The sequence below is a fragment of the Arthrobacter sp. YN genome, assembly GCF_002224285.1.
Taxonomy (GTDB): domain Bacteria; phylum Actinomycetota; class Actinomycetes; order Actinomycetales; family Micrococcaceae; genus Arthrobacter.
In genome coordinates this window covers 4,903,726-4,928,966 of record NZ_CP022436.1, presented here as the reverse complement: position 1 = coordinate 4,928,966, position 25,241 = coordinate 4,903,726, and the positions used below count along the sequence as shown (strand labels likewise).

The following is a 25,241-nucleotide window of genomic DNA, read 5'->3' as shown; positions in this document are numbered from 1 at the left end:
TCGTGACAGTCCGGGTTTTCGCTGCTTCGGTCCCAGCTCACTGGGAAGAAGCGTCAGGCTTAGGCGTGCTGGGTTTGCTGGGGCAGGCCGAGCTCCGCCGTGGGTGTCTTGGCAGATTCGCGGGCCGTCATCGCTGAGACGGCTGCGATCACACAGATTACTGCGGTGAAGATGGAGATCTGAACCCATCCGCCCGGCTTGGTTCCGCCCAGTGCAGTCACGATTGCCGGGGCGAACCCTGCCATGAGGAAGCCGAGCTGCGTGCCGATGGCCAGGCCGGAGAAGCGGACCTTGGTGCTGAACATTTCACCGTAGAAGGACGGCCATACCGCGTTGGCAGCGGCGTATCCGAACGAGAAGAACACCACGGACACCAGGAACATCAGGGGCACCACGCCGGATTCCAGGGTCAGCAGGAACACGGGGGTCATGATGGCGCTGGCGAAAGCGCCGTAGATGAAGACGGGCTTCCGGCCGATCTTGTCCGCGAGCATGCCGAACAGCGGCTGGGTTCCGAGGGCCACCACGTTGGCTACGACCACCAGCCAGAGCGTGATGGTGCTGCTCACGCCGGCAACGTCCTGGGCGTATTTGATGGCCAATGTTCCAAAGACCGTGCTCACTGCGGCAATGAAGGCACAGCAAACCACGCGGAGGACATCGCGCCAGTGCAGCCTGAGGAGGTCGGCTACGGGGAGCTTGGAGATCTCGTTGTTCTTCTTGGCTTCAGCGAAGGCCGGCGGCTCGTGCAGGGTGCGGCGGATAAAGAACGCCACCAGAACCACCACGGCGCTGAGCCAGAACGGGATACGCCAGCCAATGCCGTACTTGATGTCGTCAGGCAGGGCCACCACAGGAATGAAGACCAGCGCTGCCAGAATCTGGCCGCCCTGGGTACCGGTGAGGGTCCACGAGGTGAAGAACGAGCGGCGGTTGTCCGGAGCGTGCTCCAGCGTCATGGACGAGGCTCCTGCCTGCTCGCCGGCAGCCGAGAGGCCCTGGCAAAGACGGGCCAGAACCAGCAGGACGGGAGCCCACCAGCCGATGGTCTTGAAGTCGGGGAGACAGCCGATCACGAAGGTGGCTGCACCCATCAGGACCAAGGTGAACATGAGCACCTTCTGCCGGCCTATCCTGTCACCGAAGTGGCCAAGGATCACGGCGCCCACGGGGCGGGCAATATAAGCGAAGCCGAAGGTCGCGAAGGACATGATGGCCGCGTTGGCATCGGCGGACGGGAAGAACACGTGGGGGAAGATCAGGGCCGCGGCCGAGCCGAAGATGAAGAAGTCGTAGTACTCGACGGCGCTGCCCAGGAAGCTGGCAAGCGCGGCTTTCTTAGGGGTTCCGGCGGCGGTTTCAGTGCCTGGCGTCGATGACGGCATTGTTTGGCTCATGGGTGGTTCCTTCTGTGACGACGATGTCGCGGATCTGGCTTTTGTGGGGAGACCCAAGCGAGGTGCGGCCGGTCAATCCCAGACAAGTAACCACATGGTGAGAGCTACTTGTGCAATACAGCAATAGTGGCTGTGAGTGGGGTCACTTGTCAAGAGATGTCACCACCATCTAGAAATAGCTCTCACTATGTGAAAGCATCGAGCTATGAGTGTGAAAGAGGACACAAAGACCGACATGGTCGGCAAGGCACTGAGCTTGTTGGTACTACTGGGCGACGAGCCGCGCGGCGCCAGTGCTGCGGATCTTGCGAGGAGTGCCGGGCTGCCGTTCAGCACCACGTACCGCTTGCTGGGCTCGCTGACGCGCGATGGCTTTGTGGATTACGAGCCCGACGGGCGCCGGTACCACTTGGGCTTGCGCGTCTTCCAGCTCGGTCAGCGGGTATCGAACCATCACGGCTTCGCCGCCACTGCGCTGCCCGTCTTGCAGAGAGTTACCGATCATACGCATGAGGCCACCATCCTGTCCGTCCGCGATGGCAACCACCATTTGACGGTCAATAAGGTGGATGGCCCCAAGACCTTCCGCGTCACCAGCGACCCCGGCCATCTCGGGGCGCTCCATACGACGTCGGTGGGCAAGGCGATCGTGGCTTTCGAGGATGAGATTGAGCGAAAGCGGCTGTTGGAGGAGCTCCCTCTGGACCCGCTCACTCAGCATTCCATCACCGACCGGGACAAGTTCCGTGAGGAGATCGAGCAAGTCCGCCGGCAGGGCTACGCCGTGATGGACGAAGAGAATGAGATCGGCATGCGCGCCGTCGCTGTTCCCGTCCTCAATTCGCAGGGTCACGCCTTCGCCTCGGTGGCCGTCGCCGTGCCGGTGTTTCGCATGACCATGGAGGAGCTGATCGCCCACGTCCCCATTCTGCAGGACGCTGCGGCTGAACTCGCGGCCCGCCTGCCCCAGCGCTAATCCCACCAGGTGACAGCAACTGTCGCTATGAGCCACCAGTGGAGCGTTATCTGTTACCTGGTTGGGAGCGCTCTTCACAAATGTTCGCGATAAGAACAAGCGTGCGGAATATGAACACTTGTAGTAATCTAAAGAACACCCGGTCCGGCGGCGCCCCGAAAAGCGCCAAAAGACCGCGGTGCTGAAGTCAAAGGAGCTTTAGGATGAGCAACCGAGCCGAGTCCGTTCTGGTGGGCCTCATAGGCGAAGGCGTCATGCCCTCGCTCACGCCGCCCATGCACGAACGCGAAGCCGATGTGCAGGGTCTTCGCTTGCTGTACCGCCCCATCGACCTGCTGGAACTCGAGTTGCCGGCCACCGCCGTCGGGGATCTCCTGACCGCCGCCCAGCGCATGGGCTTCAATGGCCTGAACATCACGCACCCGTGCAAGCAGCTGGTGCTGGAGCACCTTCATGAAATTTCCGACGACGCCCGTCGCCTGGGTGCCGTCAATACAGTCTTGATTCAGGACGGTCGGCTCATTGGCCACAACACCGACTTCTCCGGCTTCGGCTCGGCGCTCGCCGACGGACTCCCCGGGGCGACGCTGGACCGCGTGGTCCAGTTGGGCGCAGGCGGCGCCGGCTCGGCCGTGGCCTACGCGCTCCTCACAGCCGGCGTCAGCACGCTGGACCTTGTGGACATGGACCCGGCCCGCGCTGCGGAACGTGCCGCCGAGCTCGGCGGGCTTTTCCCCGAGGCCGCCGTCACGCCGCGGAGCACCAACGAGCTGAGCCAGATCATGCCCCAGGCCGACGGGCTGGTGCACTGCACCCCCATCGGCATGGCCGCCCACCCGGGCCTTCCCCTGGACATCGAACTGCTGGAACCGCGCCACTGGGTGGCGGACATCGTGTACCGCCCCATCGAGACGCAGCTGGTCCGGGAAGCCCGCGCCAAGGGCTGCGATGTCCTCGACGGCGGTCGGATGGCAGTCGGTCAGGCGGCCGACGCCTTCCAGCTCATCACCGGACGCGAAGCCAACCGTGAACGGATGCGGGCGCACTTCCTGGAGCTGATCGCCGTGGAAGACGCCGCCGCCCCCGAGCTTGCGAAGGCGGCCCACTGATGCGCACCGGAATCGCCACGGTCTGCCTGTCCGGCACACTGAAAGAGAAGATGCAGGCCTGCGCCATTGCGGGCTTCGACGGCATCGAGATTTTCGAACAGGACCTCGTGACCTCGCCGCACAGCCCGGAGGAAGTCCGGAAAATGGCGGCGGACCTCGGGTTGGGCTTGGATTTGTACCAGCCGTTCCGCGATTTCGACGGCGTCACTCCGGACCTGCTGAAGGCCAACCTCAAGCGCGCCGAGGCCAAGTTCAACCTGATGGAACGTCTGGGCATGGACACCATCCTGGTCTGCTCGAACGTCGCCACGGCAACCATCGACGACGATGCTCTCAGGGCCGGGCAACTGGCCGAACTCGCCGAACTTGCTGGGGCCCACGGCGTCAAAGTTGCTTACGAAGCCCTGGCCTGGGGCAAGTACGTCAACGACTACGAACACGCCTACCGCCTGGTTGACATGGTGGACCACCCCAACCTGGGCACCTGCCTGGACTCCTTCCACATCCTTTCCCGCGATTGGGACACAGCGCCCATCGAGGACATCAACGCGGAGAAAATCTTCTTCGTCCAGGTTGCCGACGCCCCCAAGCTCTCCATGGACGTCCTCTCCTGGAGCCGCCACTACCGGGTGTTCCCGGGTGAGGGCCAGTTTGAGCTCGCCAAGTTCATGGGCCACGTGGTCCGCGCCGGCTACACGGGTCCCGTCTCCCTGGAGGTCTTCAACGACGTCTTCCGGCAGTCCGACACCGAGCGCACCGCCGTCGACGCCATGCGTTCCTTGATCTGGCTTGAGGAACAGAGCGCCCAGTGGCTCGCAAGCACCTCCGCGGCAGATGGAACAGAGGGCGCAGCCGCGTCCCGCCGTCGTTATCCCATGGAACTGGCCACGCTCCCCAAGGTGAACGAGCCCGCCGGCTTCAACTTCGCGGAGGTCAAGGCTGACGACACCGCGCAACTGGAGAAGCTCCTGGGCCAGCTCGGCTTCGGGTTCGAGGGCCGCCACCGCACCAAGGACGTCCAGCTCTGGACCATGGGACAGGCGCGCGTGATCATCAACGAACAGGCGGCACAAGACGCCGAACCGGCCATCGCCGCGTTGGGGTTCGACGTCGACTCTCCAGTGATTGCCTCCGCTCGCGCCCAGCAACTCAAGGCGCCGGTGGTGGCCCGCAAGGTCCAGGCTGACGAGGAAGTCTTTCAAGGCATCTCGGCGCCGGACTCCACCGAGATCTTCCTCTGCCAGGGCAGCCCGGACGGGACCGCGGCGTGGACGCACGAGTTCGGCGAAGGGCTGGAGCACGCTTCCAGCGCACAGAACGCAGTGATTGACCACGTCAACCTGGCCCAGCCGTGGCAACACTTTGACGAAGCCGTCCTCTTCTACACCAGCGCGTTGGCTCTGGAACCGCAGCCGTTCGCTGAGGTTCCCAGCCCCAGTGGCCTGGTCCGTTCCCAGGTCATGGAGACCAGCAACGGTGCCATCAGGCTGGTCCTGAACCTGGCACCCGCGCAGCAGGCCCAAACAGCGCGCAAAACGTACCAGGAACACATCGCCTTCGCGGTGGACGACCTCGTGGCGGCTGCCCGCTCCGCCCACAAAAGGGGCCTTGAGTTCCTGCAAATTCCGGCCAACTATTACGAGGACCTGGACGCCCGGTTCGATCTTGAACCCGGCTTCCTGGCCACCCTCAAGGAGCTCAACCTCCTGTATGACCGGGACGCCAACGGCGAATTCCTCCACTTCTACACCGCCACCGTGGGCAGTGTGTTCTTCGAAATGGTGGAGCGCCGCGGCAATTACGACGGCTACGGGGCGCCCAACGCTCCGGTGCGCCACGCCGTCCAATACGACTCGCTCCACCGGGTGTAAACCCGCCGCCGCCCCGCAAACCCAAGAGAACCCACCAACCGAAAGGAGCCGGCCGTGCCGCAAGAACAGACAGCACAGACGCTCGAATCCGAGGAACTCGTGCCGCCCGCTGAGCCACACGCCGCAAACGCCGCCCATCCAGCCAAGAAGGTGGAAACCCAAGCGGATCTCAGTGCTGAGATCAAGGGCATCGGGGACCGCTACGCCGAGGCGTTGAAGAACGGCAAGGGGCCGGAGACCATGCCGCGCCTGGACTACGCGCCGTACCGCAGCAGCATCCTGCGCCACCCCACCAAGAGCCTGCACCACGCGGACCCGGAGACCATTGAGCTCTTCTCGCCGGCGTTCGGCCACCAGGATGTGCACGCCCTGGAGTCCGACCTGACCATCCAGCACAACGGCGAACCGCAGGGTGAGCGCATCATCGTGGCCGGCCGCGTCCTCGATGGTGACGGTCGCCCGGTGGCAGGCCAGCTCGTGGAGATCTGGCAGGCCAACGCATCAGGCCGCTACATCCACAAGCGGGACCAGCACCCCGCACCGCTGGACCCGAACTTCACCGGCGTCGGCCGTTGCATTACCGGTGACGACGGCTCCTACAGCTTCACCACCATCAAGCCCGGCGCCTACCCGTGGAAGAACCACCTGAACGCCTGGCGCCCGGCGCACATCCACTTCTCCATGTTCGGCTCGGAGTTTACGCAGCGCATCGTCACCCAGATGTACTTCCCGGGTGACCAGCTCTTCCCACTGGATCCCATCTACCAGTCCATCGTGGACCAGGATGCCCGTGACCGCCTGGTGGCACAGTACGACCATGAGCTGACCAGCCCCGAATGGGCCCTCGGCTACAAGTGGGACATCATCCTGACCGGTTCCAAGCGCACCTGGACCGAAAACGAAGCATTCGGCGACGCCGGGGACGAGGAGTAAGCGCATGAGCAAGCTGGCACCCACACCGGGCCAGACCGTAGGCCCCTTCTACGGATACGCCCTTCCCTTTAACAAGGACAACGAACTCCTGGCACCGGGCAGCCCCGGCAGCATCCGCCTCCAGGGCACCGTGTACGACGGCGCCGGTGATGCCATTCCGGACGCCATCCTGGAAATCTGGCAGCCGGATTCCGACGGCAACATCGTCCAGCGCACCGGTTCCCTGGTCCGCGACGGCTACACCTTCACCGGGTGGGGCCGTGGCTCCGTGGGCAACTCCGGCGTGTACACCTTCACCACCGTGAACCCGGGCCCCACGGCACCGGGCGCGGCTGCGTTCATCTCCGTGGCCGTGTTCGCCCGCGGCCTCATGAACCGCCTCTTCACGCGCGTGTACCTTCCGGAAAATGAGGACGCGCTGGCCAACGATCCCCTGCTGAGCTCCTTGGATCCTGAGCGCCGCAAGACGCTCATCGCACGCCGCGATCCTGACGGCGGCCTTACGTGGGACATCCGCCTGCAGGGTGGCGACGAGACCGTCTTCCTGGATTTCCAGCAGGACGGCTCGCTGGACATTAATACGGAAAACCCGGCATGACCGACGGCGACTTCGGCCTCCTTAGCCCAGTCTCGGCGTTGCCCACTGTGGCGGCGCTGACGGGCGACCGTGCCGTGATCACGGCAATCCTCGACGTCGAAGCCTCCTGGGCTGCCGTTCTTGAGGAGGCGGGACTGGCTCCCGCAGGATCCGCCGCTGTAGTGGCCGAAGCCGCCGATGCCGGTTCTTTCGACGTTCTTTCGTTAGCGGAACGCGCCCAGGGTGGCGGAAACCCGGTCATCCCGCTGCTCGGTGATCTGCGGGCCAGGGTCCGGGAGTTGGACACCGCCGGAATCGGCGCCGGTAAATCTGTCCACACCTCGCTGACCAGCCAGGACGTCCTCGACTCCGCCCTCATGCTCCTCGCCAGCCGCACCGTTACGGCGTTGCTGGCAGAGGTCAAGGGCACGACGACGGCGCTCGCCACCTTGGCGGAGCAGCATGCGGACACGCTGTGCGTGGGCAGGAGCCTGACGCAGCACGCCCTTCCGTACACCTTCGGACTCAAGGCCGCCCAGTGGTTCCAGGGCGTGGCCGCTGCGGCTGCGCGGTTGGAGTCCCTGGAGTTGCCGGTGCAGTTTGGTGGGGCTGGCGGAACGCTGGCCTCGGGTACCAAGCTGACTGCTGGTTCGGACGCAACACCGTTCACGCTTGCCGATGCGCTGGCTGCCGCACTGGGCCTCGCACCCGCTCCCGCCCCGTGGCACACCAACCGCCTGGCGGTCACGGCCCTCGGCGACGGGCTCGCTGCCCTGCTCGATTCCTTCGGAAAGATCGCTGCCGACCTGCTGTTCCTGAGCCGCCCGGAAGTCAGCGAACTTGGCGAACCCTTGGCTGCCGGACGCGGGGTTTCCTCGGCCATGCCGCAGAAGCAGAACCCCGTATTGTCCGTCTTGATTCGCAGTGCCGCGTTGCAGTCTCCCGGGCTGGCTTCGCAACTCCATCTCGCGGCCGCAACCTTCAACGACGAGCGGCCGGACGGTGCCTGGCACAGTGAATGGCCGGCCCTGCGCCAGTTGCTCGCCCTGGCTCTGGGCGCTGCGGGTCACCTCCGCGAACTCGCCGAAGGCCTCCGGGTCTTCCCTGACGCGATGCGCCGGAACCTCGATATCTCAGGACCGCTGCTCCTCAGCGAAGGCGTGATGACCGCCGTCGCACCGCTCCTGGGTGAGGACGGAAGGCGGAAGCTGCAGATCGTCGTCGACGAAACCTTGAAGGCGCCCGTCGCCGAACAGACCCGCATTTACACCAAACTGCTGCGCGAAACCGTCCCGGCGGACCAGCTCACGGACGCCGAACTTGAGGCACTGCTGGATCCGGCGAGCTACCTTGGCGAAGCCCGGGAGATCAGCCGGCGGATCCTTGCCGCGTACCCGCACTTTGCAGCGCTCACTAAAGGGACCGAAGCCTCACCGAAGGGAGCCATTCGTGGCTAAGCCAACTGTCAAAGCCGTGCTGCTCTCTCCGCAGCGCGAACTGGGAGCGAAGCCGCTCCTGGTGGTGGGCCCGTCGCTGGGCACATCCACTGTGCTGTGGACGGAAACCGCTGCCCTCCTGGGTGACGAGTACGACGTCATCGGCTGGGACCTCCCCGGCCACGGCATCTCGCCGACCACCGCCGAAGGTTTCGATGTTGCGGAACTGGCGGACGCCGTCGTCGATCTTGTCGACTCTGTTTCGCCGGGCGTGAACTTCCATTACGCAGGTGTCTCTCTGGGCGGGGCCACCGGCCTGCAGCTCGGGATCAAGCACGGCGACCGCCTCAGCAGCCTGTCCGTCCAGTGCACCGGTGCCAAACTCGGCACTCCGGAGGGCTGGCTGGAGCGCGCAGAGACGGTTCGCAAACTGGGCACGCCCGTGATGATCCAAGGCTCCGCGGAGCGTTGGTTTGCGCCCGGATTCATGGACCGCCAGCCGGACATCAGCAGCCGCCTCCTGCACGCCCTGCGCGATGCCGACCGCTTCGGCTACTCGTTCTGCTGCGAAGCTCTGGCGTCGTTCGACGTCCGCGAGCAGCTCGGCAGCATCACCGTCCCCACGCTGGCGATCGCCGGCGTCGAGGACTCTGTTGCTCCGCCGTCGTTCGCCGAAGCTGTTGCCGCCGGCATCACCGCAGGCGGCGGTACCGCCCAGGCTGTAGCGCTCGACGGCGTCGCCCACCTCGCGCCCGCAGAGGCGCCCGCCGCTGTGGCGGAATTGATGCGCACCTTCATGAAGGAGAACGGACTGTGACTAGTTCCGACCACAACGGCGCCGTGCAGCCCGACGCCACCGCCCAGGACATTTACGACGCCGGCATGGTGGTTCGCCGCGAAGTGCTGGGCGATGCCCACGTTGACCGGGCCAACGCCAACAAGGATTCCTTTACCGAGGACTACCAGGACATGATCACCAGGATCGCCTGGGGTGGCATCTGGACGCGACCCGGCCTCAGCCGGCAAATGCGTTCCGCGGTCACCCTCACGGCACTGGTGGCGCACGGTCACTGGGAGGAACTCGCCATGCACCTCAGGGCAGCCCTCAACAACGGCCTCAGCAGGGACGAAATCAAGGAGATCCTGCTGCAGACCGCCATCTATTGCAGTGTGCCGTCGGCCAACTCGGCCTTCAAGACGGCCCAGACAGTATTCGCCGAGATCGACGCCAACGAAACCAACTAGGTAACAGCAAACGTCCCATTGAACGCTCATAGCGACGTTTGCTGTTACTCAGTTGGGCAGATAGAAAGAGAAACCCATGAACCAGGCTTTTGTGTACGACGCCGTGCGCACGCCCTTTGGCAAGTTCGGCTCCGGTCTTGCCGCTGTCCGTCCTGATGACCTTGCTGCCCACGTGGTCCGCGAGTCCGTCAAGCGGGCGCCGGGGCTGGATGTTGAGCGGATCGACGAAGTGGTGTTCGGCAACGCCAACGGTGCCGGCGAGGAAAACCGCAACGTCGCCCGCATGGCTACCCTGTTGGCTGGCCTTCCGGTCTCGATTCCGGGGACCTCGGTTAACCGTTTGTGCGGCTCCTCGTTGGACGCGGCGATCATCGCTTCACGCCAGATCAACGCCGGCGACGCCGATCTCATGCTGGTGGGCGGCGCCGAGTCCATGTCCCGGGCTCCGTGGGTGCTGCCGAAGACCTCCAAGCCCTACCCGGCCGGTGACATGACGTTGGCGTCCACCACTCTGGGCTGGCGTTTGGTGAACCCGGCCATGAACAAGGACTGGACCATCTCCCTGGGCGAAGCCACCGAACGACTCCGTGAGAAGTACGGGATTACCCGGGAACGGCAGGACGCTTTTGCGGCTGATTCACATAATCTGGCCGATGCCGCGTGGAACGAAGGCTTCTACGACTCGTTGGTGACGCAGGTTCCGGGCACTGACTTGGTCCGCGACGAGGGCATCCGTGCTGGTTCTTCGGCGGAGAAGCTGGGCGGTTTGAAGACGGTGTTCCGGCCCGAGGGTTCGGGGCCCGACGGCGGTACGGTCACCGCTGGGAATGCCTCGCCGTTGTCCGATGGTGCTTCGGCGGCATGGATCGGTTCGGAAGCGGCTTCGGCGATCCTTGGTCTCGAACCGCTGGCCCGCATCGCCGGCCGTGGCGCGCACGGCAACGACCCCCAGTTCTTCGGCTTCGCCCCGGTTGAGGCCGCGAACAAGGCCCTCGCGAAGGCGGGCATCGGCTGGGACCAGGTGGGCGCCGTCGAACTTAACGAAGCGTTCGCCGCCCAATCGCTGGCGTGCGTTGACGCATGGGGGATCGACCCCGGGATCGTGAACCAGCACGGCGGCGCGATCGCGATGGGCCACCCTCTGGGTGCCTCCGGTACCCGCATCCTCGGCACGCTCGCCCGTTCCTTGCAGGCCTCCGGGCAACGTTGGGGTGTCGCGGCGATCTGCATCGGCGTGGGCCAAGGCCTGGCCGTGGTGCTCGAGAACGTCACTGCCGGCGCATCGGCTTAGGAGGGTTAAGGATCATGCTGAATTTCATTGACACTGTTGGCGAGGCTGTCGCCGGCATCAAGGACGGTTCCACGGTGATGATCGGCGGGTTCGGCAATGCCGGGCAGCCGTTCGAACTGATCGATGCCCTCATGGATTGCGGCGCGAAGGACCTCACCGTGGTGAACAACAATGCCGGTCAGGGCGATCAGGGCCTCGCATTGCTGATCAAGGAAGGCCGGGTCCGCAAGATGATCTGCTCCTTCCCGCGGCAGTCCGATTCCTGGCACTTCGACGCTAAGTTCCATGCTGGCGAGATCGAGCTGGAGCTGGTCCCGCAGGGCAATCTGGCTGAGCGCATCCGTGCTGCCGGCGCCGGGATTGGTGGATTCTTCACGCCCACCGGCTACGGCACCACGTTGGCTGATGGCAAGGAAACCCGGTTGCTGGACGGGAAATGGCAGGTCTTCGAAACCCCGATCCATGCCGACGTCGCGCTGATCAAGGCGCTTAAAGCCGACGGCAAGGGCAACCTTGTCTACCGCAAGACCGCCCGGAACTTCGGGCCCATCATGGCTGCGGCGGCCAAGCACACCATCGTGCAGGTCTCGGAGATCGTGCCCACGGGCTCCCTGGATCCGGAGAACGTGGTGACACCGGGTATTTACGTCAACAGCGTGGTCCGCGTCGGCGGTTCCAGCGCAGAACAGGTGGCCTGATCATGAGCACCCAAACCAGCATCCAGACTTCGGAGAAACCACTGGGCCGCGATGAACTTGCCCAGTTGGTGGCCCGCGACATCGTCCCCGGCTCCTTCGTGAACCTGGGCATCGGCCAGCCCACGCTCGTGTCCAACTACCTCACCGAGGAACAGAACATCACGCTCCACACGGAGAACGGGATGCTCGGCATGGGCCCGGCGGCGGTTGGGGATGAGGTCGATGGAGACCTGATCAACGCCGGCAAGATCCCCGTCACCGAACTGCCCGGAGCCTCCTACTTCCACCACGCCGACTCGTTCGCGATCATGCGCGGCGGCCACTTGGACATCTGCGTCCTCGGTGCCTTCCAGGTCTCCGCCACCGGCGACCTCGCCAATTGGCACACCGGCGCCCCGGATGCGATCCCGGCCGTGGGCGGAGCCATGGACCTGGCCACGGGTGCCAAGGATGTCTTCGTGATGATGACGCTCCTCACCCGCGAAGGCGTGTCCAAACTCGTGGAACAGTGCACCTACCCGCTCACCGGCGTTGGCTGCGTCACCCGTGTGTACACGGATAAGGCTGTCTTCCTCACCGGGCCCGACGGCGTCACCGTCCGCGAAACGTTCGGCTGCACCTTCGAAGAAATCCAGGAGCTCGTGCCGCTGCCGTTGAAAAAGGCAGATTAGGTTCCGCACGTTGGGCCCCGCGATGCGCCCTAGGATTGGTAACCATGACCGACTCCGCAGTTACCCCGCAGGCCAGCGACCAGTACGTCCAGTCGTTGGCCCGGGGTCTCGCCGTGATCCGGGCGTTCGATGCGAACAACCCGGTGATGACCCTCAGCGAAGTCGCAGCCCGCACCGACCTGACCCGCGCGACGGCACGCCGTTTTCTGCACACCCTGGTTGAGCTGGGCTACGTCCGCACCGACGGCAAGACCTTCGCGCTCACGGCCAAGGTGCTTCAGCTTGGTTACTCCTACTTGTCGGCGCTGTCCTTGCCGCAGTTGGCCCAGCCACACTTGGAGCAGCTGAGCCTGAAACTGGGGGAGTCGACGTCGGCCGCTGTCCTTGACGGCCCGGATATCTTTTACGTGGCCCGCGTCGCCACACGCCGGATCATGAACGTCGGCATCACCGTCGGCACCCGCTTCCCGGCCTACGCCACCTCCATGGGCCGCGTCTTGCTGGCCGGATTGCCGCCGGCCAAGCTGGAGGCTTACCTCACGACGGCGGAACTCACCCCGCTCACGCCGCGAACCGTCGCCAGCGTGCCCGACTTGAGGGCCGCCGTCGAGCAGGTCCGCGGGCAAGGGTGGTGCTTGCTGGACCAGGAGTTGGAGATCGGTCTGATGTCCATCGCCGCGCCGGTGTGGAACCACAACAATGGCGACAATGTGGCTGCGATCAACGTGTCCTTGCAGGCCCAGGCCGTCTCAGCGCAGCCGGATCCGGAGAAGTACCTTGATGCGGTGCGCCAGGAAGTGGTGGCCACGGCCAATGCCATCTCGCAGGACGTCTCGGCGAAGCACTGACTTACTTCCGGATCGAAGCCAGCCGCGTCTCAAGGATCCGGCGCACCAGCGAGTCCGGCACGGGGTTGTCCGCCGAGAACCTCAGCGTCCCCGGCGACCACGAATAACCCCCAAGCTCCTCCGACATTTCAGGCAGGATCTGCCCGCTGAAGGGGTACAACGCCAGGTGCTTTTTGGTTTCCTGCACGCTCAGGAAGCCCTTGCCGTCAACAAGCAGCGCAGGCATACCGTAGCTGACGCCTTCTTCGGCGTCGGGCGCGAGTTCGCGGGCGATCCCCACTATGCGCTCCAGAATCGAGCGGTTGGCTTCGCTGACGCCCTCAAGGTATTCGGTGACGGTTCCCATGGCCCAATCCTGCGCCATACACGGGAGTTTTTGTACAGCTAATGACCTTTAGAAGCGGTTTTAGGGGCGGTATCTGTACAAAAACTCCAGAGGTTTAGCGCTCAGGAATGACCGCGATGCCCTGGATTTCGATCAGGGCCTCTTTCTGCCACAGTCGTGTGACACCGATGCCAGCCATTGCCGGATACTGCGATCCCGCCATCTCGCGCCAGATGCGTCCGATTTCGCGGCCGTTGGCCATGTAGTCGTCCACGTCCGTGAGGTAGATGGTCACGTTGACCAGGTCCTCGGGCTGTCCGCCGGCCTCGCGCAAGGTGGTGATCACGTTGGAGAACGCCTGCGTGAATTGCTCCACGATGCCGCCGGGAACAATGTTCATGTTCTTGTCCAGGGCCGTCTGCCCACCCAGGAAAACGGTGTTGCCGGCCAGAATGCCGTGCGCAAAACCTGATGGCTTGGGGAGCGATTCCGGGTTTATCGTCTGGTGGCTCATGCTGTTCCTCCTCGTTGTGGCAACTGCAAAAACTTTTGGAAAGCCTCTGTGCAGATCATTTCCGTCGTGCTACGTTGAGCATATGTGACGATCGTAAAAAAGTCGACACATCAAGAATCTCGAAGGGAACCTGCAATGAAACTCGCCACCTTGCGCACGGCCAACGGAGGTACGACGGCGGCACTCGCCACGGGCGCCGACTCTTACCTCGCGCTGCCCGCCACAGACGTCGGGGCGCTCCTGGCCCAGCCGGAGTGGCGGTTGGTCGTAGAGAAGGCCGCAGCGGCTGCAGCGTCCAAGGACCAGACCGTGATAGCAGCAGCTGACGCGGACCTCGCCCCACTCCTTCCCCGGGCCGGCAAGGTCATCTGCTGCGGCCTGAACTACGGGGACCACATCCAGGAAATGGGCCGCGACCTTCCGGAGTACCCCACGCTGTTCGCCAAGTACGCGGACACCCTGGTGGGCGCACACGACGCTGTGGAAGTCCACGGCAGCGGCCGGGTCGACTGGGAAGCCGAGCTCGCCGTCGTCGTGGGTTCTGAACTGTTCCGCGCGGATGAAGACCGGGCCCGTGAGGCCATCGCCGGGTACACCGTGGCCAACGATGTCTCCATGCGCGACTGGCAGAGCCGGACGCTGCAGTGGTTCCAAGGCAAAGCCTGGGACGGCACCACTCCGGTAGGGCCGGTCATGGTCACTGCGGATGAAGCCGGCCCCAATGACGTCCAGGGCTTCAACGTACGTGGGTACGTCAACGGGGAGCTCGTCCAACAGGGAAACACCAGCACCTTGGTGTTCGGCCCGGCGCAGCTCCTGTCCTACATCTCGCAGTTCACCATCCTGCGTCCCGGCGACCTTGTCCTCACGGGCACGCCCGGGGGAGTGGGTATGGGGATGACCCCGCCCCGCTTCCTCAAGGACGGAGACGTCCTCACCACCGAAATCGACGGGATCGGCCGGCTGGAAAACCAGTTCCGGATTCACGCACCCGTCCCGGCAAACGCCTAGAAACCGTCACACCACACCAAAGGAGACAGACCCATGAGCCAGACCACTACCGAATACCGCCTCGAAGGCGACAACTCCATCTACGCCCAGGCTGACGGCAAGGTTGTCCCTGTTGTCACCCGCGCCGGCGCCGAAGACAGCAACACGGCGCAGTCCGGTGACTGCATCCGCGTCTCCGGTGTGAGCATCCAGCACACCCCGGCAACCAAGATCTGGTTCGGCCAGGTATCCAACACCCCCGGATACCGCTCACTGCCGCACCACCACGGTGAGGCCGAAACCGGCGGTTACGTGCTCCGGGGCCACGGCCGCATCTACTTCGGCGAGGACTACTCGGAGTTCATCGACATGAAGGCCGGCGACTGGGTGTTCGTGCCGCCGTTTATGCCCCACGTCGAAGCCAACATGTCCGTCACGGAAGAACTGGTCTGGCTCACCGCGCGTACGCCGGAGAACCTCGTGGTCAACCTCGAAGACGTTGCCGACGAAACCCTCGCCGACTACCGCCGGGCCTAAGCCATGATCACTGGAACCCTAACGTCGGAGACCTTCCTCAAGGCCATGGAGCTCACGCCGGCATCGGCCGAAGTATTCGATGAAGCGTATGAAGCAACCACCCAGTACGTGCCGTGGCCAAAAGCCTACGGTGGAGACATGGTGGCACAAGCTGCGGCCGCGATGATGCGGTCCGTTGATGCTGACAGGACTCTGCACTCGATGCACAGCTACTTCATGCGTCCGGTGGATATCGGTTCCAGTGTCCGGTACGAAGTGGAGCGCCTGAGGGACGGCCGCGGGTACTCCACCCGTACCGTTCGCGGCTTCCAGAACGGCAAGCCCGTGTATGCCGCGATGGGTTCCTTCCAGGTTCCCGAGGGCGGGCCGGACTTCCAGCCTGAGGCTCCTGCCGCCGTCGAGCCTGAATCGCTGAGGACGGCAGCGGAAGCGCTGGACGGGACCGAGGGAGCGGCCGCAGACTATTGGTCCACGGGTCGCAGCTTCGATATGCGGCATATTCCCGGTCCGGTATACATCGAGCTTGAAGGCGGTGCGGTGCCTCAGCAAGCCATCTGGGTCAAAGCCTTTGACGCCCTGCCCGACGACGCCGACCTCCACCGCGCGGCCCTCGCCTACGTCTGCGATTACACGATTTTGGAGCCGCTGCTCCGGGTCAACGGACTGAACTGGTCCAGCCCCGGACTCGCCACCGCCAGTCTTGACCACTCCATGTGGTTCCACCGGGATGGCCGCGCGGACGAATGGGTCTTATATGCCCAGGAAGCCATCTCCGGCCAGAGCAACAGGGGCCTTGCCATGGGCCGCTTCTTCGACCGGCAAGGAAGGCTCCTCGCCACCGTGGCCCAAGAGGGCATGATCCGCGCCGGCGCCTAAAGAGCTTTCTACCTCCCCAACCATCAGCTTCAACGACGCACCACTGAAAGGACCGGCCATGAGCATGATGCCATCGGCCCACGTGGACACGTTCACCCGCGACCACCTGCCGCCAGCCGATACCTGGCCTGCGCTTGAATTCACCCTCCCCGAACTCCAATACCCGGAACGGCTCAACGCTGCCGCGGTGCTGATCGACGACGCTGTCGACCAGTACGGCGCGGACCGACCGGCCCTATGGACCCCCGACGGCTCGGTCTGGACCTATGGTCAGCTCCAGAAGCGCTCCAACCAGGTGGCCCAGGTCCTCACCGAGGACCTCGGTGTTGTTCCCGGCAACCGCGTGCTCCTGCGCGGCCCCAACAATCCGTGGATCGTCGCTGCCTGGCTGGGCGTTCTGAAGGCCGGCGGCGTCGTGGTCACCACCATGCCCATGCTGCGCTCCACCGAGGTGGCCACGCTCATCCAACTCACCAAGCCGACGGTCGCCATCTCGGACCACCGGTTTGTGGACGAGCTCGCGATTGCCGCCGGGGATGACCTCACCGTCCTGACGTACGGGGCGGGTAACGGATTCGACGACGACGGCGACCTCGCCTCGCGCTGCGAGCACAAGAGTGGCAAGTTCACGGCAGTGGACACGGCCGCAGACGACGTCGCCTTGCTGGGTCCGACGTCGGGCACCACCGGGGTGCCCAAGGTGACCATGCATTTCCACCGGGACATCCTGGCCAACGCTGATACTTTTGCCCGCTACATCCTGCAGCCCACCGCCGATGACGTGTTCGCCGGTTCGCCGCCCCTGGCCTTCACCTTTGGGCTGGGCGGTTTGGTGGTCTTCCCCCTCCGGTTTGGGGCCTCGTCGCTCTTGACCGAGAAGGCAGGACCCGTGGAATTGGCCGAGCACGCCTCAAAAGCCGGGGCCAGTATCCTCTTCACCGCCCCCACGGCGTACCGGGCCATCCTGAAGGAGCAGCGGGGCGATCTCCTCCGAGGACTGCGTATTGCAGTCTCCGCCGGTGAGCACCTGTCCAAGGAAACCTGGGAAGCAGTGCATGAGGCGACGGGTTTGCGGTTGGTCAACGGCATCGGTGCCACGGAGATGCTGCACGTGTTCATCTCCGCTGCCGGGGACGACATCAGGCCCGGGACTACAGGACGCGCTGTTCCGGGATTCCGGGCCACCATCCTGGACGAGGACGGCAACGAACTCGGCCCCGGCAACATCGGACGCCTGGCAGTCATAGGCCCCACCGGATGCCGGTACCTGGACGATCCCAGGCAGGCGAACTACGTGGTCCGTGGCTGGAACGTCACCGGAGACACGTTCGCCATGGACGCCGACGGGTACTTCACGTACCAGGCCCGCTCGGACAACATGATCGTCTCCTCCGGCTACAACATCGGTGCTCCAGAGGTTGAGACGGCCATCGACCAGCACCCTGACGTCGTGGAAAACGCCGTGATCGGAGTTCCGGACGAGGAGCGCGGGAGCATCGTCTGCGCGTTCATTGTCCTGCGTGAAGGCGTCACCGGCGACGCCGCGAAGCGCAAGGAAATCCAGGACTTCGTAAAGCAAACCATCGCCCCGTACAAGTACCCACGGGACGTCCGCTTCGTCACCGAACTTCCGCGCAATCCCAGCGGCAAGCTCCAGCATTTCAAGCTCCGCGACAAGGTCCTCGCTGAGGATGCCACCACGAACGCGAGCCAGACCGAACAACTTACCCCTGCCGGCCAGAGCCAGGCCTGAGAAGGAGCAACACCATGAAAATCGCAATTGTCGGAGGCGGCCCCGGCGGTCTCTACTTCGCAGCACTGATGAAGCAGCTGGACCCGTCACACGACATCACCCTCTGGGAACGCAACGCTGCCAGCGACACCTTTGGTTTCGGCGTCGTTTTCTCCGATGAGACCTTGGGCGGCATCGGCAACGCCGATCCCGTGGTGGCCGAGTACATGAGCCGTCGCTTCGCCCGCTGGTCCGATATCGACATCCACTTCCGTGACCAGATGATCACGGTGGGCGGCCAAGGCTTCGCTGCCATGAGCCGCAAGGAACTGCTGGAACTGCTGCAGCGCCGCTGCATCGAACTGAACGTGGACGTGCGGTTCAGCACCTTGGCTCCCGCCGTTGAGGAACTCGAAGCCAACTACGATCTGGTTCTTGCTGCGGACGGCATCAACTCGCAGATCCGCGCCAAGTACGCTGACTCGTTCAAGCCGAACCTGGACATGCGGACCAACAAGTTCATGTGGCTTGGTACGGATCAGGTGTTCGAAGCCTTCAAGTTCTTCGTGAAGGAAACCGAGTGGGGCGTCATGCAGATCCACGGTTACCCCTACTCGGACGAGGGTTCCACGTTCATCGTGGAAATGCACCAGGACGTATGGCACGCGGCCGGCTTCGACGAGACGGCCAACGAGGTCTTCCCTCCCGGTGTCTCGGACGAGAAAGCAATCGCGAAGATCCGTGAGATCTTCGCCGAAGAACTGAACGGCTACGAGGTCCTCACCAACAACTCCAAGTGGATCAACTTCACCACGGTCCGCAACGAGAACTGGCGCCACAACAACGTGGTGCTGCTGGGCGACGCCGCCCACACGGCCCACTTCTCCATCGGTTCCGGCACCAAGCTGGCCATGGAGGACTCGCTCGCATTGGCAGCCTGCCTGCACGAGCACGCTGATGTTGAATCCGCGCTGGCAGCCTACGAGGCCGAGCGCCGGCCCGTGGTCGCCTCCACCCAGCGCGCAGCCCAGGCCTCCCTTGAGTGGTTTGAGCGCATCGGGCAGTACAAGGATCAGGACCCCACCCGGTTCGCGTTCAACCTGCTCACCCGCAGCCGCCGCATCACTCAGGAAAACCTGCGCCTCCGCGATCCCGAGTTCGCAGACGCCGTGGACCGCGACTTTGCTGAGTCCCAGGGCCTCACCGAGGTAGCGCCGGCCATGTTCCAGCCCTTCCGCCTCGGCGAACTGGAGCTGAAGAACCGCATTGTGGTCTCCCCGATGGACATGTACTCAGCCACGGACGGCGTCCCGGGTGATTTCCACAAGGTCCACCTCGGCTCCAAAGCACTTGGCGGTGCCGGCCTGGTCATGACCGAAATGGTCTGTGTTTCCGAAGCCGGCCGCATCACCCCCGGTTGCAGCGGCCTGTACACGGACGAGCAGCGGGACAGCTGGAAGGAAATCGTGGACTTCGTCCACAGCCGTTCCACCGCCAAGATCGGTGCCCAGTTGGGCCACTCCGGCCGCAAGGGCTCCACCAAGCTCATGTGGGAAGGCATCGACCAGCCGCTCGAGTCAGGCAACTGGACCGCCGTCGGGCCCTCAGCCCTGCCGTACAGCCCGGAGAACCAGACTCCCGTGGAGTTGGACCGCGCCGGCATGGACGCCATCAAGGCAGAGTTCGTCGCTTCCACGGTCCGTGCCCACGAGGCAGGCTTCGACCTCCTCGAAATCCACGCCGCCCACGGCTACCTGCTGTCTTCCTTCCTTTCGCCGGTGTCCAACAAGCGGACCGACGAATACGGCGGCAGCCTGGAGAACCGGCTGCGGTTCCCGCTGGAAGTGTTCGACGCCGTTCGCGCAGCGTGGCCTGCCAGCAAGCCGGTGACGGTGCGCATCTCAGCGACTGACTGGATCGAGGGTGGCAACACTTCCGACGATTCCGTGGCAATCGCCCGCGCCTTCGTGGCACACGGCGCTGCCGGCCTGGACGTCTCCACAGGACAGGTCGCCAAGGAGGAAAAGCCCGCCTTCGGCCGCAGCTACCAGACCCCGTTCGCGGACCGCATCCGTCAGGAAGTGGCCGCGCCGGCAGGCGTGGCTGTGATCGCCGTCGGCGCCATCTCCACCTACGACGACGTGAACTCCATCCTCCTCGCAGGCCGTGCGGACCTTATCGCATTGGGCCGTACGCACCTCTACGATCCCCAGTGGACCCTCCACGCCGCGGCAGAGCAGGAGTACCAAGGCCCCGGCGCTGACTGGATCCCGCAGTTCCGTGCCGGTCGCCGGAAACCACCGAGCTCCCGCACTGACGCCGTCCGTCCGCGTCTGTCCTTGCTGAAGGAAGCGGACATCGAAGAGCCCAACACCCACCTCCGCTGGACTCCCGAGTCCGCCGCCGCATCGGTTTTGGTGAAGTAGCCATGGCCACCGCACCCGTCAATAACTGGAACGTGCCCAAGAAGACCACCGGCCTGGTGTTGTTCTGCTGCTGGCTCGCCATCCTCGCCGAGGGCTACGACGTCGGCGTCCTCGGAGCCATTCTTCCGGCCCTTGCCGAGTACAAGGAATGGAACCTCAGCCCGCTGGCTTTGGGCGGCCTGGGTTCATATGCCTTGATCGGCATGCTTATTGGTGCCCTCTTCATCGGTACGCTCAGCGACCTCGTGGGACGCAAGAAGATGCTCCTGGCCTCCATGGCGATCTTCACGCTTACCCAGGCCGGTGCTGCCTGGGCTCCGACACCGGAGCTCTTCGGACTCTTCCGGCTCATCGGTGGTTTGGGCATGGGTGGTGTCATTCCGGTGGCAGCAGCCCTGACCATTGAATACTCTGCGCCGAACAAGCGCTCCTACAACTATGGCCTCATGTATTCCGGGTACTCACTGGGCATCGTCGCCGCCGCTCTCGCCGCTCTGTTCGTCCTGCCCATGGGCGGCTGGCGTGCGGTTGTTGCCATCGGCGCGGCACCGGTGGTGCTGATTCCGATCATCTGGAAGTTCCTCCCCGAGTCCTTGGAATTCCTGGAATCCAAGGACCGCAAGACCGAGGCCAAGGCACTGGCCACCAAGCTGAACATCTCCAACTACACGCCGGTTGTTGCTGTGGCCCCCCAAGCAGGTGTGCAGGCTGATCCTTGGTGGAGGACCATCACCACCATGTTCTCGCGGAAGTACCTGCGCTCCACGGTGTTCTTCTGGATCTCGCTCTTCTGCGGCCTGGTCCTCGTCTATGGCCTGAACACGTGGCTGCCAAGCATCATGAAGAAGGCCGGCTATGACCTCGGGTCTTCCTTGACGTTCCTTCTGGTCTTCAGCCTTGCGTCCGCCATCGGCGGCCTGCTCTTGGGCCGCGCCGCAGATAAGTACGGCAAGAAGCTCATCCTGGTGGTGTTCTACATCCTGGGCGGGCTGGGCATCATGCTGCTGGTCTTCCCCAACACCATGGTGGTCAACCTGCTGTTCGTCGCCTTCGCCGGTGTCGGTTCCATCTCCACGTCGCTGGTGCTCACCGGGTACATCGCCGACTACTACCCGGCCAAGGTCCGTGGCACGGCAACGGGCTGGGCCCTGAGCTTCGCCCGCCTGGGTGCCATCTCCGGGCCGTTGATTGGTGGCTGGATCGCAGGCTCCAAGTTGCCTTTCGAGGCCAACTTCGCGATCTTCGCCGGCATCGCAGTACTGGCAGCCGGTGCTGTGGCGATGATTCCCAAGCCGCAGCCTGAGGTGCCCGCCGCCGTCGTCGACGTTGATCCCGACGACGCCACCGTCAGCGCGCGCTAGGAGCAATCATGGACGGGTTTCCGGAGGCGTGCGTCGAGCGAACGGTGGAATGGGTGGACACCGACGCCTCCGGACACCAGCACAACTCGGCCATACTGCGCTGGGTTGAGGCTGCAGAGGCCGAGCTCTTCCGCTCGCTGGAGTTGCCGGACTATTTCCCCAGCGCTCCGCGCGTCCAGCAAGTGATCAACTACAAAGCCAAGCTGTGGTTTGGCCAGCGCATCACGGCCACCGTGAAGATCAGTGCGCTTGGCCGGACCTCGCTGACGCTGGCTTTCGAGGTAACGTCCGACGGCGGTGATGTCGCCGCGTACGGGACGGTCACGACGGTGCACGTTCCCGAGGGCGGCACGGCTGCCCAGCCTTGGCCGGATCATCTGGTCCGCGCCATCGGGGCGGTCCGCACGGAGCGAGCTACCGAATAGCCCCGCCGAGATGGCAGTACATGACAATGCCGGGCTCTGGGACTGTCATTAACTGCCGTCTCGGCGAGGGGTGTGGTCTCGGCGAGGGGTGTGGTGCGCGGTTACCGCAGCCCCTTCAGAATGTTCTTGGGCCGCTGCATCTCGCCATGCTTGGCACCAAGGATGATCACCCAGGCAGCGAATGCAGGAATGGCCCACTGGAGTGCCTTCAGCTGCGTCTGGGCGGCCTTCAACTCGTCCGATGCGCCGGCGCGCGGTTCGGTGGCACCCTCTGCGCCTTCGCCGGAGAGCTCATCCACCTTCTTGCCAACAACACCTGCGTACAAGGTGACGGCAGCGCCCGCCAATGTCACCACAGTCTTGTAAACAGTGTTGGCGGCCACGTTGTCCTGCTTGGCGATCCGGCCTTTGTTTTCCCAGGCGATGGCCAGGTCCGAGGCCAGGTGTCCGGCGAACGCTGCGGTCTGAACGGGAGCCCATTTTCCCCAGCCTTTGCTTGAGAGGCGGGTACGCTCGGTGGGATCCTTGGCTTCTGCTGCGGCACCGTTCAGTCCGATGGCCCCCATCAGCGAGCCGCCGAACCATGCCGCGGCGGTGAGGTCGTGAAGGGAACGGGCTACGAGATTTCCTGCCATGATGTGCTTCCTGTCGTTGATACGGAAAGAACTTTTTTTGAGGCGTTGGGCCTCGAAACAGCGTCCGTCTATAGTAAGCATGCTTACAAAGATGCGGCCAGCGGCACCGGATTTTTCGCTCCGCGTTCATGTCAGGTTCGCCGATGGAGCGGCGCCGGCGGTTACGCTTGGCCGGTGGAGCAGCTCTACGCGATTCTCGCGTGCATAATCCTTGGTTGTTTGGCCGTTTTCCAAGTGGCTTTGGTGGCCGGCGCGCCTATCGGACGGTTCGCTTGGGGCGGACAGCATGACGTCCTGCCTCGGAAGTTGAGGATCGGCAGCATCATCTCCATCCTGCTCTACGCCCTCTTCGGCTACACGGCGTTGGCCAAGGCGGAACTGGTGCCGGTGCTGATCAGCGAAGGGTTCACCGACGTCTTCATGTGGGTCCTCACCGGCTACTTCACCTTGGGCGTCGTGATGAATGCGATCTCCCGCAGCAAGCCTGAGCGGTTTGTCATGACCCCTGTGGCGCTGGTACTCGCACTCCTCTTCCTGCTTCTTTCGCTGGGCTGATCCGGAACATCGGCGGGTACCATCCCCGCGCCTATGATGAACTGGACTGGCGCCTGATAGGGGGCGCGGAAATGAGGATCCTTCGATGTTCGCCGTCCCGGCACCCCCTGTGCGCCACCAACAGTTGCTTGTGACGATCTTCGGCCTCTATGGCCGGAACGCGGGCGATGCTTTGCCGGTTTCTGCGCTGATCTCCATGTTGGGTTCGCTCGGTTATGACGCTCCGGGTGTGAGGTCGTCGGTCTCCAGGCTCAAGGCCAAGGGCGTGCTGAAGAGTGTCCGCGAGGGTGGAATCGCCAAGTACAAGATCTCCGAGTCCATCAGCGATGTGTTCCGTGAGGGTGACCGGCGGATCTTCGCACCGGAACCGCCCGCCCCGGTGGACACCTGGGTCCTTGCTGTTTTCTCGGTGCCGGAATCCATGCGCAACCGCCGCCACCAGCTTCGTTCCGCGCTGCTGGCCTTGGGGTTCGGTTCGGTGGCCAACGGGGTGTGGATCGCGCCGGCCCACAAGCTGGAGCAAGCCCGGGAGCGACTCACGGCCGGGGGACTGATTGAGTTCGTGGACCTGTTCCGGAGCGACTACGTTTTCGACGGCCCCATGCGGCCCAAGATCTCGGAGTGGTGGGACCTCAAGGAGCTCGATGAGCAATTCACCGAGTTCCTTGGGCTGTACGAAGGTGCGGAACAGCAATGGACGGAGAAGGTAGGCGACGATCCCGAAAGGGCGCTGGCTGATTCCACCGAAGAGCTGCGGCGTGACGCCTTCCGCTACTACATTCCCATGCTCACGATGTGGCGTAAGTTCCCGTACCGCGACCCGAACCTCCCTACCGACTACCTTCCGCCGGAATGGCACGGCCCGGCGGTGCGGAGGACGTTCCAAGCAGTTCATCGGCTGGCGGCACCCCTGGCCGCAGCCCACGCACACGAGATCATCGCGGAAGCCCTGGACCCCGCAGCAGCCTGACTAGTCGAGGGTCCGCGGTGCGTCGATGACGCCGAACACTTCACCCTGCGGCGCCCGGATCACCACCATCCGGCCCAGGGTTGTTTCGGCCACAGGGCCCAGCAGGGTGGCGCCCAACTCGACGGACCGGGTTGCCGTCCCCGCCACGTAATCGCTGGCGAACCAGGTCATCCAGTAGTTGGGCGCGTTTTCTGGAAGTGCGGTGTCGTGCTGCATCCCGCCCACTTCCCGGCCGTCCGAAGGGCGGCGGAACGTGGAGTAGATCAGGCCCTCTTCGGTGACGTCCTGATAGCTGACGTCGAAGACCTCCGAGTAGAAGGACCGGGCCGCGGAATAGTCGCGGGTGTGGAGTTCATTCCAGCACAGGGATCCGTGCTCATTGACGCGTTCAGCGCCGATGTGGGTGCCGGCCTGCCAGACGCCGAACGCCGCACCAACGCTGTCAGTGGCCAGGGCCATGCGGCCGGATTCCATGACATCAAAGGGCGGGGCCAGGAGTTGCCCTCCGGCCGCGCCGATCTTTTTCGCCGTGAGGTCAACATCGTCCGAGGCCAGGAAGGTTGTCCAGACTGTGGGCATGCCGGGATCCTGTTTGGGGCCTAGTCCGGCCACGGCGCGGCCCCTCAGATGAGCCAGGACGTAGTCGCCGGATTCCTTGCCACCGGACACGAACTCCCAACCAAAAAGGTCTGCGTAGAACGCCTTCGCGGCGCTGGGGTCGTCAACACCCAGGTCCACCCACAGGGGAGTTGCGGCGGGCCAGCTCGAAATCTTGGTGGACATGGGACTCCTCGGGTCGGGGCGCTGGGGGCAGCTGCTTCCCCAGGTGCCCGATGCGCCAAG

26 protein-coding genes are annotated in these 25,241 nt (G+C 64.2%); 21 read left to right on the top strand and 5 right to left on the bottom strand.

Going from position 1 to position 25,241, the window contains the following annotated elements; genetic code table 11:
* Nucleotides 1-59: 59 nt before the first annotated feature.
* Nucleotides 60-1,397, bottom strand: coding sequence for an MFS transporter (locus tag CGK93_RS22700; protein WP_089596923.1), 1,338 nt, complete (start codon nucleotides 1,395-1,397; stop codon nucleotides 60-62).
* A gap of 205 nt (nucleotides 1,398-1,602) precedes the next feature.
* Here CGK93_RS22700 and CGK93_RS22695 point away from each other — a divergent pair, with 205 nt between their 5' ends.
* The 12 genes from CGK93_RS22695 (at nucleotide 1,603) to CGK93_RS22640 (ending at nucleotide 13,052) form a co-directional block, all read left to right on the top strand.
* Nucleotides 1,603-2,373 carry an IclR family transcriptional regulator gene (locus CGK93_RS22695; RefSeq protein ID WP_089596920.1) on the top strand — a complete coding sequence of 257 codons (771 nt, stop codon included), beginning with the start codon at nucleotides 1,603-1,605 and terminating at the stop codon, nucleotides 2,371-2,373.
* A 203-nt stretch (nucleotides 2,374-2,576) separates the two neighbouring features.
* Nucleotides 2,577-3,482 (top strand): shikimate dehydrogenase, encoded by a 906-nt coding sequence (locus CGK93_RS22690; protein ID WP_089596918.1) that lies wholly within the window; start codon nucleotides 2,577-2,579, stop codon nucleotides 3,480-3,482.
* Nucleotides 3,482-5,353 (top strand): bifunctional sugar phosphate isomerase/epimerase/4-hydroxyphenylpyruvate dioxygenase family protein, encoded by a 1,872-nt coding sequence (locus CGK93_RS22685; RefSeq protein ID WP_089596916.1) that lies wholly within the window; start codon nucleotides 3,482-3,484, stop codon nucleotides 5,351-5,353. Before CGK93_RS22690 ends, CGK93_RS22685 begins: the two co-directional genes overlap by 1 nt.
* Before the next feature lie 54 nt (nucleotides 5,354-5,407).
* A complete protein-coding gene (gene pcaH, locus CGK93_RS22680; protein ID WP_089596914.1) occupies nucleotides 5,408-6,286 on the top strand; it encodes a protocatechuate 3,4-dioxygenase subunit beta in 879 nt (292 codons plus the stop codon).
* Between the two features lie 4 nt (nucleotides 6,287-6,290).
* Complete coding sequence (gene pcaG / locus CGK93_RS22675) at nucleotides 6,291-6,884, top strand: protocatechuate 3,4-dioxygenase subunit alpha (RefSeq protein WP_089596912.1); 594 nt, start codon at nucleotides 6,291-6,293, stop codon at nucleotides 6,882-6,884.
* A complete protein-coding gene (locus CGK93_RS22670; protein WP_089596910.1) occupies nucleotides 6,881-8,320 on the top strand; it encodes a lyase family protein in 1,440 nt (479 codons plus the stop codon). Before pcaG ends, CGK93_RS22670 begins: the two co-directional genes overlap by 4 nt.
* A complete protein-coding gene (locus tag CGK93_RS22665; RefSeq protein WP_089596908.1) occupies nucleotides 8,313-9,116 on the top strand; it encodes an alpha/beta fold hydrolase in 804 nt (267 codons plus the stop codon). Before CGK93_RS22670 ends, CGK93_RS22665 begins: the two co-directional genes overlap by 8 nt.
* Entirely contained in the window at nucleotides 9,113-9,544 is a 432-nt protein-coding gene (gene pcaC / locus CGK93_RS22660) for a 4-carboxymuconolactone decarboxylase (protein ID WP_198318301.1), read from the top strand. The genes CGK93_RS22665 and pcaC overlap by 4 nt, the downstream gene beginning before the upstream one ends.
* Nucleotides 9,545-9,620: 76 nt before the next feature.
* Nucleotides 9,621-10,835 (top strand): thiolase family protein, encoded by a 1,215-nt coding sequence (locus tag CGK93_RS22655; protein WP_089596906.1) that lies wholly within the window; start codon nucleotides 9,621-9,623, stop codon nucleotides 10,833-10,835.
* A 14-nt stretch (nucleotides 10,836-10,849) separates the two neighbouring features.
* Nucleotides 10,850-11,533 (top strand): 3-oxoacid CoA-transferase subunit A, encoded by a 684-nt coding sequence (locus CGK93_RS22650; RefSeq protein ID WP_089596905.1) that lies wholly within the window; start codon nucleotides 10,850-10,852, stop codon nucleotides 11,531-11,533.
* 2 nt (nucleotides 11,534-11,535) lie between these two features.
* A complete protein-coding gene (locus tag CGK93_RS22645) occupies nucleotides 11,536-12,204 on the top strand; it encodes a 3-oxoacid CoA-transferase subunit B (RefSeq protein WP_089596903.1) in 669 nt (222 codons plus the stop codon).
* 44 nt (nucleotides 12,205-12,248) lie between these two features.
* Complete coding sequence (locus tag CGK93_RS22640) at nucleotides 12,249-13,052, top strand: IclR family transcriptional regulator domain-containing protein (RefSeq protein ID WP_089596902.1); 804 nt, start codon at nucleotides 12,249-12,251, stop codon at nucleotides 13,050-13,052.
* A gap of 1 nt (nucleotide 13,053) precedes the next feature.
* Here the strand turns inward: CGK93_RS22640 and CGK93_RS22635 are convergent, their stop codons facing one another.
* Complete coding sequence (locus CGK93_RS22635; RefSeq protein WP_232481469.1) at nucleotides 13,054-13,416, bottom strand: iron chaperone; 363 nt, start codon at nucleotides 13,414-13,416, stop codon at nucleotides 13,054-13,056.
* A gap of 76 nt (nucleotides 13,417-13,492) precedes the next feature.
* Nucleotides 13,493-13,891: a RidA family protein gene (locus tag CGK93_RS22630; protein ID WP_089596898.1), complete on the bottom strand. Its 399-nt coding sequence runs from the start codon at nucleotides 13,889-13,891 to the stop codon at nucleotides 13,493-13,495.
* A gap of 135 nt (nucleotides 13,892-14,026) precedes the next feature.
* Between CGK93_RS22630 and CGK93_RS22625 the strand changes: the two genes are divergently transcribed.
* Genes CGK93_RS22625 through CGK93_RS22595 form a run of 7 tightly spaced genes read left to right on the top strand, consistent with a single transcriptional unit; the run spans nucleotide 14,027 to nucleotide 22,238 of the window.
* Nucleotides 14,027-14,902, top strand: coding sequence for a fumarylacetoacetate hydrolase family protein (locus CGK93_RS22625; RefSeq protein WP_089596895.1), 876 nt, complete (start codon nucleotides 14,027-14,029; stop codon nucleotides 14,900-14,902).
* 33 nt (nucleotides 14,903-14,935) lie between these two features.
* Nucleotides 14,936-15,418 carry a cupin domain-containing protein gene (locus CGK93_RS22620; RefSeq protein ID WP_089596893.1) on the top strand — a complete coding sequence of 161 codons (483 nt, stop codon included), beginning with the start codon at nucleotides 14,936-14,938 and terminating at the stop codon, nucleotides 15,416-15,418.
* Nucleotides 15,419-15,421: 3 nt separating this feature from the next.
* A complete protein-coding gene (locus CGK93_RS22615; RefSeq protein ID WP_089596891.1) occupies nucleotides 15,422-16,294 on the top strand; it encodes an acyl-CoA thioesterase in 873 nt (290 codons plus the stop codon).
* Between the two features lie 58 nt (nucleotides 16,295-16,352).
* Nucleotides 16,353-18,047 carry an AMP-binding protein gene (locus tag CGK93_RS22610; RefSeq protein WP_089596889.1) on the top strand — a complete coding sequence of 565 codons (1,695 nt, stop codon included), beginning with the start codon at nucleotides 16,353-16,355 and terminating at the stop codon, nucleotides 18,045-18,047.
* A gap of 14 nt (nucleotides 18,048-18,061) precedes the next feature.
* Nucleotides 18,062-20,452, top strand: coding sequence for a bifunctional salicylyl-CoA 5-hydroxylase/oxidoreductase (locus tag CGK93_RS22605; RefSeq protein ID WP_089596887.1), 2,391 nt, complete (start codon nucleotides 18,062-18,064; stop codon nucleotides 20,450-20,452).
* A 2-nt stretch (nucleotides 20,453-20,454) separates the two neighbouring features.
* Nucleotides 20,455-21,813, top strand: coding sequence for an MFS transporter (locus tag CGK93_RS22600; RefSeq protein ID WP_089596885.1), 1,359 nt, complete (start codon nucleotides 20,455-20,457; stop codon nucleotides 21,811-21,813).
* Between the two features lie 8 nt (nucleotides 21,814-21,821).
* Nucleotides 21,822-22,238, top strand: coding sequence for an acyl-CoA thioesterase (locus CGK93_RS22595; protein ID WP_089596883.1), 417 nt, complete (start codon nucleotides 21,822-21,824; stop codon nucleotides 22,236-22,238).
* A gap of 101 nt (nucleotides 22,239-22,339) precedes the next feature.
* On the opposite strand, the gene CGK93_RS22590 is transcribed toward CGK93_RS22595, so the two are convergent.
* On the bottom strand, nucleotides 22,340-22,873 hold the full coding sequence (locus CGK93_RS22590) for a hypothetical protein (RefSeq protein ID WP_089596882.1): 534 nt from the start codon (nucleotides 22,871-22,873) through the stop codon (nucleotides 22,340-22,342).
* A gap of 219 nt (nucleotides 22,874-23,092) precedes the next feature.
* Here CGK93_RS22590 and CGK93_RS22585 point away from each other — a divergent pair, with 219 nt between their 5' ends.
* Nucleotides 23,093-23,428 carry a hypothetical protein gene (locus CGK93_RS22585; protein WP_232481468.1) on the top strand — a complete coding sequence of 112 codons (336 nt, stop codon included), beginning with the start codon at nucleotides 23,093-23,095 and terminating at the stop codon, nucleotides 23,426-23,428.
* A gap of 85 nt (nucleotides 23,429-23,513) precedes the next feature.
* Complete coding sequence (locus tag CGK93_RS22580; RefSeq protein WP_089596879.1) at nucleotides 23,514-24,398, top strand: PaaX family transcriptional regulator; 885 nt, start codon at nucleotides 23,514-23,516, stop codon at nucleotides 24,396-24,398.
* Here the strand turns inward: CGK93_RS22580 and CGK93_RS22575 are convergent, their stop codons facing one another.
* Nucleotides 24,399-25,181, bottom strand: a complete 783-nt coding sequence (locus tag CGK93_RS22575; protein WP_198318300.1) for a VOC family protein — start codon at nucleotides 25,179-25,181, stop codon at nucleotides 24,399-24,401.
* Between the last annotated feature and the right edge of the window lie 60 nt (nucleotides 25,182-25,241).